The 15662-nt window shown below is 61.6% G+C and carries 17 protein-coding genes; 7 read left to right on the top strand and 10 right to left on the bottom strand.

What is annotated here, in order from left to right; translation table 11 throughout:
• Positions 1–112: 112 nt before the first annotated feature.
• The 7 genes from ACZ9IU_RS20890 to ACZ9IU_RS20920 form a co-directional block, all read right to left on the bottom strand.
• On the bottom strand, positions 113–703 hold the full coding sequence (locus ACZ9IU_RS20890; protein ID WP_038546663.1) for a biliverdin-producing heme oxygenase: 591 nt from the start codon (positions 701–703) through the stop codon (positions 113–115).
• 28 nt (positions 704–731) lie between these two features.
• Positions 732–3284: a TonB-dependent receptor gene (locus tag ACZ9IU_RS20895; RefSeq protein WP_038546667.1), complete on the bottom strand. Its 2553-nt coding sequence runs from the start codon at positions 3282–3284 to the stop codon at positions 732–734.
• 137 nt (positions 3285–3421) lie between these two features.
• A complete protein-coding gene (locus ACZ9IU_RS20900) occupies positions 3422–4354 on the bottom strand; it encodes a FecR family protein (protein WP_038546670.1) in 933 nt (310 codons plus the stop codon).
• On the bottom strand, positions 4347–4952 hold the full coding sequence (locus ACZ9IU_RS20905) for an RNA polymerase sigma factor (RefSeq protein ID WP_244447447.1): 606 nt from the start codon (positions 4950–4952) through the stop codon (positions 4347–4349). The genes ACZ9IU_RS20900 and ACZ9IU_RS20905 overlap by 8 nt, the downstream gene beginning before the upstream one ends.
• 165 nt (positions 4953–5117) lie before the next feature.
• On the bottom strand, positions 5118–6212 hold the full coding sequence (locus ACZ9IU_RS20910; protein WP_038546673.1) for an MBL fold metallo-hydrolase: 1095 nt from the start codon (positions 6210–6212) through the stop codon (positions 5118–5120).
• Positions 6213–6273: 61 nt separating this feature from the next.
• Positions 6274–6711 carry a type II toxin-antitoxin system VapC family toxin gene (locus tag ACZ9IU_RS20915; RefSeq protein ID WP_038546675.1) on the bottom strand — a complete coding sequence of 146 codons (438 nt, stop codon included), beginning with the start codon at positions 6709–6711 and terminating at the stop codon, positions 6274–6276.
• On the bottom strand, positions 6711–6992 hold the full coding sequence (locus ACZ9IU_RS20920) for a type II toxin-antitoxin system VapB family antitoxin (RefSeq protein WP_367396514.1): 282 nt from the start codon (positions 6990–6992) through the stop codon (positions 6711–6713). The genes ACZ9IU_RS20915 and ACZ9IU_RS20920 overlap by 1 nt, the downstream gene beginning before the upstream one ends.
• Before the next feature lie 253 nt (positions 6993–7245).
• Between ACZ9IU_RS20920 and ffh the strand changes: the two genes are divergently transcribed.
• From ffh to trmD, 5 genes are all read left to right on the top strand, one after another.
• Positions 7246–8838 carry a signal recognition particle protein gene (ffh, locus tag ACZ9IU_RS20925; protein WP_038549791.1) on the top strand — a complete coding sequence of 531 codons (1593 nt, stop codon included), beginning with the start codon at positions 7246–7248 and terminating at the stop codon, positions 8836–8838.
• Positions 8839–8852: 14 nt separating this feature from the next.
• Positions 8853–9167, top strand: coding sequence for a chorismate mutase (locus ACZ9IU_RS20930; protein WP_038546681.1), 315 nt, complete (start codon positions 8853–8855; stop codon positions 9165–9167).
• 76 nt (positions 9168–9243) lie between these two features.
• Positions 9244–9609 (top strand): 30S ribosomal protein S16, encoded by a 366-nt coding sequence (gene rpsP, locus ACZ9IU_RS20935; protein ID WP_038546684.1) that lies wholly within the window; start codon positions 9244–9246, stop codon positions 9607–9609.
• A 118-nt stretch (positions 9610–9727) separates the two neighbouring features.
• A complete protein-coding gene (gene rimM / locus ACZ9IU_RS20940; RefSeq protein WP_038546686.1) occupies positions 9728–10294 on the top strand; it encodes a ribosome maturation factor RimM in 567 nt (188 codons plus the stop codon).
• 5 nt (positions 10295–10299) lie between these two features.
• Positions 10300–10986, top strand: a complete 687-nt coding sequence (trmD, locus tag ACZ9IU_RS20945) for a tRNA (guanosine(37)-N1)-methyltransferase TrmD (RefSeq protein ID WP_038546689.1) — start codon at positions 10300–10302, stop codon at positions 10984–10986.
• Positions 10987–11128: 142 nt separating this feature from the next.
• Here trmD and ACZ9IU_RS20950 read toward each other — a convergent pair whose 3' ends face one another.
• Complete coding sequence (locus tag ACZ9IU_RS20950; RefSeq protein WP_038546691.1) at positions 11129–11875, bottom strand: sulfite exporter TauE/SafE family protein; 747 nt, start codon at positions 11873–11875, stop codon at positions 11129–11131.
• 264 nt (positions 11876–12139) lie between these two features.
• On the opposite strand from ACZ9IU_RS20950, the gene rplS reads away from it, so the two are divergent.
• A complete protein-coding gene (gene rplS / locus ACZ9IU_RS20955; protein ID WP_038546695.1) occupies positions 12140–12694 on the top strand; it encodes a 50S ribosomal protein L19 in 555 nt (184 codons plus the stop codon).
• Positions 12695–12758: 64 nt separating this feature from the next.
• Here the strand turns inward: rplS and ACZ9IU_RS20960 are convergent, their stop codons facing one another.
• On the bottom strand, positions 12759–13271 hold the full coding sequence (locus ACZ9IU_RS20960; RefSeq protein WP_197569338.1) for a nuclear transport factor 2 family protein: 513 nt from the start codon (positions 13269–13271) through the stop codon (positions 12759–12761).
• Between the two features lie 123 nt (positions 13272–13394).
• Positions 13395–14675, bottom strand: a complete 1281-nt coding sequence (locus ACZ9IU_RS20965; protein ID WP_038546700.1) for an MFS transporter — start codon at positions 14673–14675, stop codon at positions 13395–13397.
• Positions 14676–14861: 186 nt separating this feature from the next.
• Here ACZ9IU_RS20965 and ACZ9IU_RS20970 point away from each other — a divergent pair, with 186 nt between their 5' ends.
• Entirely contained in the window at positions 14862–15659 is a 798-nt protein-coding gene (locus ACZ9IU_RS20970) for a transporter substrate-binding domain-containing protein (RefSeq protein ID WP_038549793.1), read from the top strand.
• Positions 15660–15662: the final 3 nt, after the last annotated feature.

Genomic DNA, 15662 nt, shown 5'->3' on the forward strand with positions numbered 1-15662 from the left:
ACGCCAATCCATTCCGGGCCGAATGCCCGCCTATTGGGCTGTATATGGCGGAAAAGGCAGGGAATTACCAGTGGGTGGCGCGGGGTCAAGCCCGGGGACCCAGGCCACGCCCTCAGACGAAAAACTTGTCCACCAGCGCATGCACCCTCCGAAACGCCGACTTGGCGCCTTCGGCCATTTCCGTTTCCTCCACCTCGGACATCTCGAACCCGTTGAAAGCAGCAACGAAAGTGCGCCAGTGCAGGCCGCGGCCGGCGGGGTGGCCGGCGAGGTGGCGGGCGCCGAATTCTTCCGACAGGCCGAGCCTTGCCGCCTGCTTCAGGAGGAAGGCGGCGCCGAGGTTCGAGCCTTCGGCAACGTACAGCCATCCGAGTGCGGCCGGGATACCAAGCCCGCCCGTGCCGGCAGTGAGGACCGGCGGCTCGCTTCCGGTCACGTCGGCAATATCCTGGCGCAGCGCTTCAAGCCGGACCCGGCTCGGAAGATCGGGGACGACGCGGTTGAGCCGCGGATCGAGATAGAGTGGGTCGACATCCGCATGGAAATGATGCTGCACGGCGAGGAAGAGCGCGTAACGCTCGCGGCTGGCGAAGGGATCGGCCGCCATGATGCGCTTGTCGAGGCGCTCATGGGTGGCATCGGTGAGAGCCTTCAGACGCTGGATCCGGGTCGGTGCGGTGGGTGTTTCGAGTTCGATCTGCATGCGTGCAATGTCCAGATGCTTATATGTTTTAGAATTTGGCTGTCAGGAACGCCCGGATTGTCCGTCCGGGAGCGGGAGTGAACCCGTCGAGCGCATCCACGTAAAATCGATCCGTCAGGTTCTCCGCCTGGAGATCGAACGTCAAGTGGTCGGTGATCTTGTAGGTGGCGAACGCATCGACGGTCGTGTAGGGAATCCACATGCCCGTATACATCCGGGCTTCCTGTGTGACCGGCGACAGGCGCGCACCGCCATGCGTGAAGCGGGTGCCTAAACTCAGCCTGTCGTCGAAGAGCCGCATGCCGAGCGTCAGGCTCGCCATGATCTCGGGCGGCATGTGGTTGGCGGCATAGTCCATCGACACGGTCGAGTCCGAGCAGGTGGAAAGAGTGCGGCAGAACTCGTAGCTCAGGTACTTGGTCAGCGATCCTTCGCTGAAGAACAGGCCGGCCTCGTAGGAGCCGGAGATTTCGATACCGGAGAACCGGGTGCTCCTGAGATTGTCGAAGGTGAAGACCGGCTGGCCCGGCCCCGCATTGGACGGTACGCGAGAAATATAGTCGGTGTAGTTGTTGTTGAAATAGGACAGCTTGAAGCGCAACGCGTCGTCGGCGAGCAACAGGCCATCCTTGCTGTAGTTGATGCCGACTTCCCAGTTCTTCGAGACCTCGGGCTTCAGATAGGGGTTCTGGATGACGTTACCGTCATTGCCCATCGTTTCGCGCATGGTCGGCGGGCGCATGCCTTCGGCATAAAGCGCGTAGAACTGCAGCCCTTCGATCGGCTCCACGATGACGCTGACGGACGGGTTGAACCGGCCACCTTCCTTGTGGCGGATACCGGTCCTGGATTCGATACCCTTGTCGTTCATCCAGTAACCGTCATAGCGCAGCCCGGCATTGAGGGTCAGCCAGTCTGTCGCCTCCCACTGGCCGTCGGTAAACACGCTGGCGATCGACCGGTTGCCCATACTGGGATCCATCTTGACCCCTGGGCTGTTTGACTGACTGCGGCTGTAATAGCGCCGGGAATCGATATCCTCGAGCAGGTAGGACACACCGTAATTGGCCTTGAAGGGCCCGTATTCGGTGTCCAACAGGCTCGTGTTCGAAATGTCGCCGCCCCAGGTATGAGTCATGGCGTAGCGGGGATCGTCACCCGGTTTGATGTTGAATCGCGGAAGATAAATACCGAAACCCGTCGACATGGAGTTCTGGTCGACGATGCTCAGCCAGGCATTGACCTTGAGATCGATCAGGTCGCTGGGATTGTAGCGATAACGGCTGGTGAACGTGTCGGTCGTGACATCGGATAGCGGCGCCTGCCGGAATGTGTTGTCGCCCGAGGTCAGAAGCGAGGTCATGATCTGGCCGAACTGGCTTTCATAGCGGATATAGCCCAGTTCCAGGCTCTGGTCGTCATCGAAGCGAAGCGTACCCTTGGCGAGAAACGAGGTGGATTCGTTGGACGAATTGAAGACCTCCTCACCCTGCTTGGTGAGCGAGAGGAATTGATTGCGGCCTTGGAACTCGTAGTAATTCTTGCCGTGCTTGCCGGCGAAATAGTTACCGCGATAGCGGCGGGCACCGGCGATGACGAAATCGAAATTGTCCTGCACCGTACCGAGCGCAAAGCTGCCCGAGCCATTGGTGAAATCGAAGAATTTAGCCGAATCCGTCTGCTGGTCGTAGGAATTGACCGTAAAATCCTTCGTCGTGTTGTCCTGGGCACCGATCTTGATGCGGCCGCCATATTGCTTGCCGTCCTCGACGATATCCTTGGCTTTCAGCGTGGTGATCTCCACCACGCCGCCATTGACGCCGGCGCCCACCGCGCCGCCCGTCGGTCCCTTGGAAATGCCGACGCCGCCGATCAGGTCCGGATCGATATAGGTGCGGTCATCGACGCCGCCGTAACCGCGCCAGGTGGTCGTCGTCTGCTGCGTACCGTCGATCGCAACCCGAACGCGGTTCTGGCCCTGCAGGCCGCGAATGTTGACGTTGACGGAACCGCTGCTGTGGTTGTTGGCGGAGATGATGCCCGGCGTGTTCTTGAACAGGTCGCCGGCCGACGAGCCGCGGAAGCGTTGGATTTGCTCGGACGAGATATAGCTCGTCGAACCCGGCGTCTCGTAAGGCGCGTCGACAGCGCGGCCATTGTCGCCATCGCGCAGGACAATCGGATCCAGCGTCGTATCGGGATCACTACCAGCCGCTGCGGCCGCCGAACCCGCAGTTGCAGCCTCAAGCGTCACCGTATTGCCGCCGCTTGACCGGAAGGAAACGCCGGTGCCGGAGAGCAGCCGCGACAGGGCGGCAGAGGGTGTCAGCGAACCGATCACGCCGCCCGTGGTCTTTCCGGCAGTGATTTCGCTGCGATAGACGAGACGCAGGTCGGTCTGGCGGCCGAGCGCGAGAAGTGCGCTTTCAAGCGGCCCGGCGGGAATGGAAACGGCGACCTGCCGCGACTGGACGCCCTGCGCCGGCTGCTGAGCGGTGGCCGGAGCCATGCCGCCCAGCCAGGATGCGCAGCCAAGCGCGATCCGGACATGCCGCGAAAAAAGCGGTCCCCTCAAACTCATTTCAACCCCCTGCACTCGAACCTCGTGACCGCTCTCATCGCGGCCCCTGGTGGTTATGAGTGAAAGAGGGCTCCAACTCCTGACGTCGGTTTTCGAAAAAAGATGATTTTAATACTCAATTTTCCGATGGGCTGTCTTCAGCGCGAACGGACCAGCGTGATCCAGTCGGAAACCCGGATGATGCGGATCGGCAGGCTCTCCTGCAGGGCCGCGAAAGCCTGGTCGAGATCGGTGACGGCAAACACGCCGCTGACCCGCAGCTGCGAGGCCTGGTCGTCGAGCACCATGATGCGGCCCCGCTGGTAACGGCCGATCTGGCCGAGCACCTCACCGAGCGGACGGCCGGAGAAGACCAGCTTGCCGCTGCGCCAACTCGTCAGATCGTCGACATCGCCGGAGCCGGTTGTCAGGCGACCATCGGCGCCGAGATGCGCGGTGCCGCCGGTTTCGAGCACCGCACGCTGGGAGCCGGCGGTCACCGCCACATGCCCCTCCTCGACCATCACCTCGTCGCGCTCGCCGACCCGCACCGCATAATGGGTTCCGAGCGCGATCGCCTGGGTTTCGTCGCCGCTGACGACGAAAGGCCGTGCCGGGTTCGGGGTGACGTCGAAAAATGCTTCGCCGCGCAGGACCACGATCCGGCGTTCGGTCTGGCCGTATCGCACCTTGATCGCGCTATCGGTGTTGAGCGTCACCACCGACCCGTCATCGAGGTCGATGCGCTGGATGACGCCGACCGGCGTGTAGAAATCCGAACGATACCGGGCGATGAGGCCGGTCTCGCTGGCGATGATGCCAAGACAGCCCATCAGAAGAAGCAGTGCGGCAATGCCACCCCCGACCATCCGGCGCCGGCGCGGCGCGACCGTTTTCGGCACCGCGGCGAGATCGCCCCAGAGAGAGCTCATCTCTTCAAAGGCAGCCGCGTGAGCCGGATCCTGTATTTTCCAGAATTCGAAGCGGCGACGATCCGCATCGGTCGCATCATGGGAGCCGAGCCGCGCGACCCAGCCTGCCGCCTCCTCCGCAATGGCGTCCTCACGCGCCTTGTCTGAAACATTAGTCATGCGCAATCCCCCCGGCGGGAGCCAATGCCGCAAGGCGGGCCTGACGGCAAGCCATGAGTGCACGGATGATGTGTTTTTCAACCATGTTTCGGGAGATCCCGAGCTTGGTTGCGATCTCTCCGTTGGAAAGTCCTTCGAGCCGGCTGAGCACGAACACCACCCGGCATTTCGGCGGCAGGGAGGAAATCGTCTCGATCAGAAGCCCGAGCTGCTGGCGCGCAGCGACCACGCGCTCCGGGCCTGGCGCCTCGTCGGCAACCTGTGTCTGGTCCAGCTCATCGTCGAAAAGCGCGCTGTCGCGCATCAGCCGTGCGGTAATGCCATGGGCAACGGACCGGGCGACCTGGAAAAGATAGGCATGCGGATTGCGCAGATCCTCCTTCGGCGATGCCGTCAGCAGCCGCAGAAAGGTCTCCTGCGTCGCGTCCGCCGCATCCTCCCTGTTGCGCAGGCGCCGAAGAAAGAACCGCCGCAGCTTCCCCTCCTCGGTCTGCTGCAACTGCTCGATAAGGCTGATGTCCAAGTCCGTAACCCCAAGGCCGAAACCTGCCCGACCAACGGCTCCGCGTTTAGCGCCACCTAAAAAGCGGCGCAACATCAATGATTTGGAATGGATCCAAAGATCATCGGATAAGATGACAATTATACTCATGTTTTAATGTGAAATCAGCATGTTGGGCAGCCAGGCATTGGCGGCGGCAGAGACTGAAATTTCCGCCGCTTCGGGGCTGCCTGTCGCGTTTTCGCAACAGTTCCGGCGTGCTCAGACGGAAATTGTCGGCACTTCGAAGACTTCGCCCGGCCGCATCGGCCGGAAGCGCTCCCGGGAAACGCCGCGCGCATCGAGAGCGGCGTGAAGCGCCGCCAGCGGCTGTTCGATCCCTTCATCGGTCAGCTTGAACGTGCCCCAATGATGGCCGGCCACGAAAGCCGCATCGCAAAGAAGCATGCCCTCCACCGCCTCGTCCGGGTTCTGATGCTGCGCCTGCATGAACCAGCGCGGCTCGTAGGCGCCGAACGGCAGATTGGCGAGCCGGAAAGCTCCGTGCTTTTGCCACGCGGCGCGGTAGTTGATGCCCTGGTGGAAGCCAGTATCGCCGATATGGTAGATCTTGCCGGCCGGAGTTTCGAAAACGAAGGCGGCCCACAGCGCCATGCGCCGGTCGCCTACGCCGCGCGCCGACCAGTGATGGCAGGGCTCGCAATGCAGGACGATGCCAGGACCGATATCTGCGGCGATCTCCTCGCGGCCGCCCCAATCCATCACCGTGATCTTCGCATCCGCGATACGCGAGCGGATGAGCGCGTCATTGCCGAGCGGCGTGACGAAATGCGGTTTGTCTCGACCCTGCAGCACCCACAGGGTCTCGAGGTCCATGTGGTCGTAATGGTTATGTGTGACGAGCACGACATCGATCGGCGGCAGGTCGCCGACGCGGATACCAGGCGGATTGACCCGCTTCGGACCGGCGAAACGCACCGGGCTGGCGCGATCGTCCCAGACCGGATCGGTCAGGATGTTGAGGCCGGCGACCTGGATCAGCATCGCCGCATGCCCGACCATGGTGACGGTCAGCCGGTCGCCCGAAACCCGCGTTTCCGGCACGGTCTGAGGAAATGGGCTCGGAAAGCTGTCTGGCCAGGCGATGTTGTTGCCGCCGAGCTTCCAGCGCAGCAGGTCAAGCCCGCCGCGCGGCTGCTCCCCACCCGGATTGAAGAAATACGTTCCGTCGAAATGATCGGAAGCCGGACCGGAGTAGTACTTGTTGGCAACCATGGCTCCCCTTGCCGCGAACCCGCCCACGAGGGCGGTGATCGCACCGATGCCGGACCATTTCAGGAATTTTCGTCGGTTCATGGCAGATGTCTATCAGCGTCTGCTTTCACGTGGGAAGAGAGCGCGCAAGGAATGGACACATTTATGCGACCTCTATGTCCGTCCTTGAAAAATCGTTGCCGACGAACAGTAGCGGCGACCGAAGCGTTTTCGCGGCAGCATAGGAGAAGCAATCGCCGAAGTTCAGTTTGGCGGGATGGCCGACGAACCGGCCATAAGTACGCGCGGCTTCGAGGGCGACAGCATGTAACCCAGCAGGAAGAGCAACTTCAATGGCGCCTATTTCATTCAAAAAGCCCTCGACAGAAATTTCCGTCTTCGCAATGAGATCGGGCGGCGTTGATGTGTGCTCGCCAAGCGTCTCTATCTTCCTTTGGCGCGACAAAGCGACGACCGCCTCAAAGACGGCAAGCGAGGAATAGTAAACCGGACCTTCCGCAGCCTCTATACGATCGAGCAAAGACGCTCCCGCGTCCTCTTCTTGTAGGATTGCAACGATTGCGGAAGCATCGAGAAACATCAATACTCCCACATCTCGTCCATAAAGGCCTTTTCATCGAAATTCGGGTCGCGCGGACCAAGTTCGGCAATCTGGCGCTGGTATTTTTTGACCCGCTCCGCGAGCGGAATATCTTTATCGGCCCGCTTCAACTCGTTCTCCAGCGCGACCCGCACGGCTTCCGTCTTGGTTTTCGTACCAAGCCGGCGCATAACTTCTTCAGCGAGTTCATTCACTTTGGCGTCGCGTATATAAAGGGACATGGCTACCATCCGCAGGTTTGAATATTCAATATAAAGCAATTGAATATCCCTGCAAGCGCGAGGCACAAGCCGACGCGCCAGCCTTGACTTTCCCGGCCGCTTGCTGTTTAAGCCCGCCCATCTGCTGACAAGTTACGACTTGGAGCCGCCGACCGGGGCCGATTTTACTGAGCCCGGAGGTCAACACCCGACAGCGCGTTGCGCCCTCGGGTGCTTTTTGGCTTTGTCTCTTGTTTTTGGCGGATGAGAACCCGACGTTTCGGTGATCCCGAAACGCGAGAAGGAAGAAACGATGTTCGAAAGCCTCCAGGACCGTCTTGGCTCCATCTTGAGTGGACTGACCGGCCGTGGCGCATTGAGCGAAGCGGATGTGTCCGCCGCTCTGCGCGAGGTTCGCCGTGCCCTGCTGGAAGCAGACGTGGCGCTGGAAGTCGTGCGTTCGTTTACCGACAAGGTGCGCGAAAAGGCGGTCGGCGCCGAAGTTCTGAAGTCGATCAAGCCCGGCCAGATGGTCGTCAAGATCGTCCATGACGAGCTGATCGAGATGCTCGGCTCCGAAGGGGTCGGCATCGACCTGCATGCGGTCGCCCCGGTCGTGATCATGATGGTCGGCCTGCAGGGCTCCGGCAAGACGACGACGACGGGCAAAATCGCCAAGCGGCTGACCGATCGCGAGCGCAAGAAGGTGCTGATGGCATCGCTCGACACGCGCCGCCCGGCCGCCCAGGAACAGCTTCGCCAGCTCGGCGTACAGACCGGCGTCGACACGCTGCCGATCATCGCCGGCCAGTCGCCGACCGAGATCGCAGCCCGCGCCGTGCAGGCGGCCAAGCTCGGCGGCCATGACGTGGTCATCCTCGACACCGCCGGCCGCACCCATATCGACGAGCCGCTGATGGCGGAGATGGCCGAGATCAAGCGCCGCTCCAACCCGCATGAAATCCTGCTGGTCGCCGATAGTCTCACCGGCCAGGACGCCGTCAACCTCGCCCGCAATTTCGACGAACGCGTCGGCATTACCGGCCTCGTGCTAACCCGCATGGATGGCGACGGCCGCGGTGGCGCGGCCCTTTCGATGCGCGCCGTCACCGGCAAACCGATCAAGCTGATCGGCACCGGCGAAAAGATGACGGAGATGGAGGAATTCCATCCCCGCCGCATCGCCGACCGCATTCTCGGCATGGGCGACATCGTCTCGCTGGTCGAGAAGGCCGCGGAGAATATCGACGCCGACAAGGCGCGCGCCATGGCCGAAAAGATGGCCAAGGGCAAGTTCGACCTGAACGATCTCGCCGAACAGCTGAAGCAGATGCAGTCGCTCGGCGGCATGGGCGGCATCATGGGGCTGATGCCCGGCATGAGCGGCATGAAGGACAAGCTTTCGGCCGCCGGCATGAGCGACAAGACGTTCGCCCGCCATATCGCCATCATCCAGTCGATGACCAAAGCCGAGCGTGCCAATCCGGACATGCTGAAGCACAGCCGCAAGAAGCGCATCGCCGCCGGCTCGGGCACGGATGCCGCCGAAATCAACAAGCTGCTCAAGATGCACCGCCAGATGGCCGACATGATGAAAATGATGGGCGGCAAGGGCAAAGGCGGCATGATGAAGCAGATGATGGGCGGCCTTGCCTCCAAGATGGGTCTTGGTGGCATGGGGGGCGGCCTGGGCGGAGGAATGGGTGGAATGGGCGGCATGCCCGACCTTTCCAAGCTCGATCCGAAACAGCTCGAAGCGCTGCAGAAGCAGGCAGAGGCAGCGGGCCTGAAGCCCGGCTCCATGCCTGGACTTCCGGGCGGCGGCATGCCGGGTCTCGGTGGCGCCAAGCTACCCGGCCTCGGCGGCGGTTTTCCCGGTCTACCGGGCCTGCCCAAGAAGAAGTGAGGGAGGACACGCCAATGGTTGACCCCGAGGTCAAAGCGAAACTTGCAAGCTATCGCCAGTCGATCGACAACATCGACGCGGCGCTCGTGCACATGCTGGCGGAGCGTTTTCGCTGCACCAAGGAAGTGGGCGTCCTCAAAGCCCAATACGATTTGCCGCCGGCCGACCCGGCGCGCGAAGAATTCCAGATCGAGCGTCTTCGCCGCCTGGCGAAAGAAGCGCATCTGGACCCGGATTTCGCCGAGAAGTTCCTGAACTTCGTCATCAAGGAAGTCATCCGGCATCATGAAGCCATCGCCGCCGAACACGTCGGCACGAAAACAGCCTGAACCAGCCCGCCTGATGGCGGCCTCAAGAAGAACCCGGCCCGCCTGACGGCGGCCAGAAAACCTAGGAGTAAATGAAATGGCCCTGAAAATTCGTCTCGCCCGCGGCGGCTCCAAGAAGCGTCCGTATTACACCGTCGTCGTTGCCGACGCCCGTTCGCCCCGCGACGGCCGCTTCCTCGAAAAGCTCGGTTCCTGGAACCCGATGCTCGCCAAGGACGATGCCAAGCGCGTTGAACTGAACGCCGAGCGCATCCAGCATTGGATCGACAACGGCGCCCAGCCGACCGACCGCGTTCTGCGTTTCCTCGCGGAAGCCGGCCTTGCCCAGCGCGCTGCCAAGAACAACCCGGAAAAGGCACTGCCGGGCAAGAAGGCCCAGGAACGCGTCAAGGAACGGGCCCAGAAGGCTGAAGACGCAGCGGCTGCCGCCGCCGAAGCATAAGCTTCGCAAAAATTCTTCGCAATCGACGGGTGGCGCGGCAACGCGCTGCCCGTTTTGCTGTTTGCTTTTAATCGCGCAGCGCTTAAATGAGCGCACGGCAACCGAGATCACGACCCGCATGACCAAGCTCGAGAACCCCATTTTGATGGCGACCATCGGCGCCGCCCAAGGCTTGAGAGGCGAGGTGCGGGTGCGCACGTATACGGCCGATGCGACGGCGCTCGGCGAATACGGCAACCTGCACAGCGAGGACGGCCGGATTTTCGAGATCCTCGAAATCCGCGAGGCGAAGAACATCGCGATCGTCCGCTTCCGCGGCATCAACGACCGCAATGCGGCCGAGGCGCTGGCCGGCCTCGAACTCTTCATCGAGCGCGACAACCTGCCCGACGACGAACTTGAGGAAGACGAATTCTATTATGCGGACCTCGAAGGCCTCGAAGCGGTCGATCAGGACGGCAAGAGCTACGGCACGGTGAGCGCGGTCTATGATTTCGGCGCCGGCGATCTGCTGGAGCTGAAAGGCCCCGGCCGCCGCCCTACCCTCATCCCCTTCTCAGAGGCTGCGGTGCTGGAAATCGATCTCGAAGGCCGCAAGATCCTCATCGATCCGCAGGCCGCAGGCCTTGCCGAGAACCCGGAAGACGACGGCGCCGCGCCGGGTTTCCCAAAAAAAGGCAAGTAGGCGCGATGACGTTTCGCGCCACCATTCTGACGCTCTATCCGGAAATGTTTCCGGGTCATCTGGCCTTTTCGCTCGCCGGCAAGGCGCTGGAGCGCGGACAATGGTCGCTCGACACAGTGCAGATCCGCGATTTTGCCGAGGACCGGCACCGCACCGTCGACGACACGCCGGCCGGCGGCGGCGCCGGCATGGTGCTGAAGCCGGATATTCTGGCCAAGGCGATCGACAGCATCTCTGAAAATGGCGATTTGGCTCCGGTGCGCCCGCGCCTGCTGATGAGCCCGCGCGGAAAACCACTGACGCAGGAGAGGGTACGCGAGCTGGCGGCCGGCGATGGCGTGGTGATCATCTGCGGCCGGTTCGAAGGCGTCGACCAGCGGGTGATCGATGCCCGCGATCTCGAAGAGGTGTCGATCGGCGACTACGTTCTCTCCGGCGGCGAGCCGGCGGCGCTGACGCTGCTCGACGCGGTGGTGCGCATCCTGCCGGGCGTCATGGGTAATGCGCTGTCCGGCACCCATGAAAGCTTCGAGAACGGGCTGCTCGAACACCCGCATTATACCAGGCCGCAGGTGTTCGAGGGCCGGGAGATCCCGGCAGTGCTGACCTCCGGCAATCATGCGGCGATCGAGAAATGGCGGCTGGAAGAAGCAAAGAAGCTGACGGCGGAGCGGCGGCCGGATTTGTTATAGGCCAAAGCAGCCCCCTCATCCGCCCTTCGGGCACCTTCTCCCCGAGGGGAGAAGATATTGGTGCCGCCACTTCGCTATTCCCTCCTCTCCCCTCGGGGAGAGGGTGGCCGAGCGTAGCGGAGGCCGGGTGAGGGAGCGCCGCTCAGCCGGTCACGAAATAATAGATCGTCAGCCCCACTCCGACGGCCACCACGCACCAGCGCAGCACTGCCTGCGGCACCCGCCGCGCCATCCACACGCCGGCATAACCGCCCAGCGCGCCTGCCGGGATCATCACGATCGCTTCCGGCCAGGCGATGACGCCGCCGACGACGAAGACGACGATGGCGACGGCCGCGATCAGGATCGCCAGCATGTTCTTGAGTGCGTTGAGATGGTGATAGCTGCCGCCGGTGGTGACGCCAAGCACGGCGAGCATCATGATGCCCATGCCGGCGCCGAAGAACCCGCCGTAGATAGCTGTCAGAAACTGGGCGATGACGGAACCGGGCGAACCCGCTGGGCGCTCCGCGGATGCTCTTGGCTTGAGCCAGGGACCTGCCGCAAACACAGCGGTCGCCGCCGCCAGCAGCCAGGGCACCAGCGCGCGGAAGGACGGATTGTCGAGCGACAGCAGCAGGAAAGCACCGGCAACGGCGCCGACCACCGAAACCAGCGCAAGCACCAGCGCGCTGCGCCAGCGGCTGGAAATCTCGTCCCAATAGGCGATCGTCGAAGTAACGTAGCCCGGAAACTGGACGATCGAGGACGTCGCATTGGCGAGGATCGGCGGAACTCCGGCAAGCGTCATCGCCCCGAAGGTCAGAAAGGTCCCGCCGCCGGCGATCGCGTTGACCGCGCCGGACAGGAAGCCCGCCGCGGCGAGCAGAGCTATCATTGTGATTGTCATTGATGTTTCCTCATCCCTGGCCATCAGATAGCCGCTTCGGCGAAACCCGGCAATAGCGGGCTTTTTCGTCATAAAATCGCAATCAACGGGATGACAAACCCATGTCTTTGGTGTATTGGCCCAGCCGGAAATGGGAAATATCCCGTCGACCAGCAACAAAGAATGGTGAATCCGCTCTGCCGAAAAGGCAAATCCCCGAGGCTTTGACCAAAGGGATATATCCGAGCGCTCTGGCTGTTTCAGAAGAACCAAAGGTTTGAGACGATGAATATCATCCAGGAATTGGAAGCCGAACAGGCCGCCAAGATTGCAGCCAAGCGCACGCTTCCGGAATTTTCCGCTGGCGACACCGTCCGCGTCAACGTGAAGGTCACGGAAGGCACCCGTACCCGCGTACAGGCCTATGAAGGCGTCTGCATCGCCCGTTCCGGCGGCGGCATCAACGAAAGCTTCACCGTTCGCAAGATCTCCTACGGCGAAGGCGTCGAGCGCGTATTCCCGATCTACTCGCCGATGGTCGAGAGCGTCGAAATCGTTCGCCGCGGTAAGGTCCGTCGCGCCAAGCTCTATTACCTGCGCGATCGTCGCGGCAAGTCGGCTCGTATCGTTGAAGACACCGGCGTTCGCGCCCGCAAGCTGAACGACGCCGAGCGTCAGGCCGTTGCCGAAGAGAAGGCACGTATCGAAGCCGAGAAGGTTGCAGCAGCCCAGGCTCTCGCCGCCGAAAAGGCAGCAGCGGAAGCCGCTGAAGCAAAGGCCGCAGCAGAAGCTGCTGAAGCCGCAGAAGCCGCCAAGGCTGCTGAAGCGACTGCCGAATAAGCTTTTCATATCGAATACGGAAAAGGCGGCCTTCGAGCCGCCTTTTTTGTTGCGCGATACAGGTTTAATTCCTGACGGCCGAATCCCAGTGTTCGTCGGCCTTGCCGTTGACGATACGCCATGTGTCGTACCAGGTGCTGGTATAGCTCTTCGAAGGATCGCGAGGATCTTTCATTTCGCGCACCGTCCCCACGGTCACCAGATCGCCTTCCGCTGTGACAAAGGCGACCGGCGTTTTTATCTTGGTCGGAATGGGGCTCGGCTTCCGCTTCAGGACGTCGATGAAATAGCGTACCACCCCCTCGCGTCCTGACGCGGCATTCGGGTTGTGCTGGATGTAACGTTCCGTGAGATACTGATCGGCCTTGTCCCACTGATTGGCTTCCAGCAGGTCACGGACGATGCCGTAGACAACCTGCTTGTTTGCATGCAGCTTGGGGTCCGTGCTGGTGAAAAGCGCGTCTTTGTCCGGGGCGGCCAGCACCGGCTCCTGTGCCAGCGAGGGCGCGATAAGCGTGCCCATCGCGGCCCCGAACAGAGCCAAACCCAGAGCGGCATGTTTAAAGATTCGTATCATCGACATTCTCCAAGCGTTTTGATCTGGCGTGCCAAAAGACATAGGAGAAACGCCGATGAGGCGGAAGCAGGCAGTTTTGCCGCCATTGGTTCCGCGGAGGGAACCAATGGCAGTAATGTCCGGTCAGACGGAGATCGCCTGTCTCGCCGCCAACATTCGCCCCACGATGATGACGAGGACACCGGCGACGGCAAGGCAGACCGCCAGGAAGAACATCGGCAGGATATTGCTGCCGGTCTGATCCTTGATCCAGGGCACCACGTTCTGCGCGATGAAGCCACCGAGATTGCCGACGGAGTTGATGGCCGCGATGCCGGCCGCAGCACCCGCACCTTTCAGGAAGCGCGACGGCAGGCTCCAGAATACCGGCTGCCCGGCGAAGATGCCCGCGGCAGCAACGCAGAGGAAGACGAACTGCAGCGTCGGATTGGCGAAGATCGCCGACAGGGCAAGGCTGATTGCCCCGACGAAGGCCGGAATGACGATATAGGGCGTCTTCCTGGCCACCTTGTCGGCGGCTGCCGGTACCGCCCAGAGCGCGACGGCGACGATCACCCACGGAATGATATTGATAAAACCATTGGCGGTGTTTGAAACGCCAAAACCCTTGACGATGGTCGGCAGCCAATAGCTCAGGCCATAGGCGGCAAGCGGAAACCCGATATAGCACAGCGCCATGACGAGAACCCGAGGGTTCAGGAGCGCTTTGAAGCCGTTGTCGGAATGCTCGTCCATACCCGATTTCTCCCGGGCAAGCCGATCATGCAGCCACTTCTTTTCCTCGTCGTTCAGGAACTTCGCCTTTTCCGGCGTATCGTCGAGATAAAAGAGCGTGACGATGCCAGCGATGACGGCCGGCACCCCGGTCGCAAGGAAAACCCATTCCCAGCCGGCAAGACCGAGAAGCCCGTCGAGATCGAGCAGCGTGCCGCCGAGCGGAGCGCCGACCGCATTGGCAAGAGCGCTGAAGATCATGAACAGCCCGACCATGCGCCCGCGATAATCCTCCGGGAACCAGAGGGTCAGAAGATAGAGGACGCCCGGAAAGAACCCGGCTTCGCACACACCGAGCAGGAAACGCAGGATGTAGAACATCGTAGCGTTCTGGGTGTAGGCGAGCGCGATGGTGACGATGCCCCAGGAGATCATGATGCGGGCGAACCAGCGGCTGGCGCCGAACCGCGTGAGAAACAGGTTGCTCGGCACTTCGAAGAGGAAATAACCGATGAAGAACAGGGACGCGCCGAGCCCGTAGGCATATTCGCTCATGCCAAGTGCGGATACCATGTCGAGCTTGGCGAAGCTGACATTCTGGCGGTCGATATAGGCGATGAGATAAAGAACCCCGAGAAACGGCATCAGCCGCCAGGTGATCTTGGAGATCAGTTGCTGTTCGGAAACCATAGACATATCCTCCGGCGGCTTGATGCTCTTGAACGCACTGGAACCTTCGCTGCCTCGTAAAGGCGGCATGCGCCGCTTTGTTCCGGAGCACGGGAAAGTTGATGCCCCGCACCCGATTTCGCCGCTTGTCATCTGAGCCGGTTTCGTGAGAGTCGAATGCGGTTCTCATTTTACGGGAGTGTCCTGATGCCTTTCCGCCGCACCGTTATTGCCGGCCTTGCCGCACTCTTTCTTGCCCCCTCCCCGAGCCTTGCCATCGATCTTCCCGATCTCGGCGGCCGAACCGTCGTGGTGGTGACGGAAAACGCCTATCCGCCGCTGCAATTCGTCGATCCGAAGAGCGGCAAGGCGATCGGCTGGGAATATGATGCGATGAACGAGATCGCCAGGCGGCTGAACTTCAAGCTCGAATACCAGAACACCAGCTGGGACGCGATGATCCAGGCCGTTTCCGACGGGCAATACGACATCGGCATGACCGGCATCACCATCAAGGATGATCGTAAACAGAAGGTCGACTTCTCCGATCCCTATATGCGCTCACAGCAGCTGATGCTGGTGCGCGGCGATGAAAAACGCTTCGCCGACGCAAAGAGTTTTGCCGTCCTGACGACCGGACTGATCGGCGCCCAACCGGGAACAAGCCCGTTCTACACGGCGGTCTACGAAATCCTCGACGGCAACGAGCAGAACCCGCGGATCAAGCTGTTCGAAACCTTCGGTGCGACCGTGCAGGCGTTGAAGGCGGGAGATGTCGATCTGGTGCTGACCGACAGCACCGCCGGCGACGGTTACGTCAAGGCCTCCGGTGGTACCCTGAAGCTGATCGGCGAGCCGCTCGGCACCGAGGATTTCGGCTTCATCTTCAAGAAGGGATCTGATCTTGTCTCGCCGGTCAACGCGGCGATCGCCGCGCTGAAGGCTGACGGCACGCTCGATGCGCTGAACAAGAAGTGGTTCCTCGATTACAAGATGGGCCAGTAGAGG

It is taken from the genome of Mesorhizobium sp. USDA 4132 (assembly GCF_056279545.1).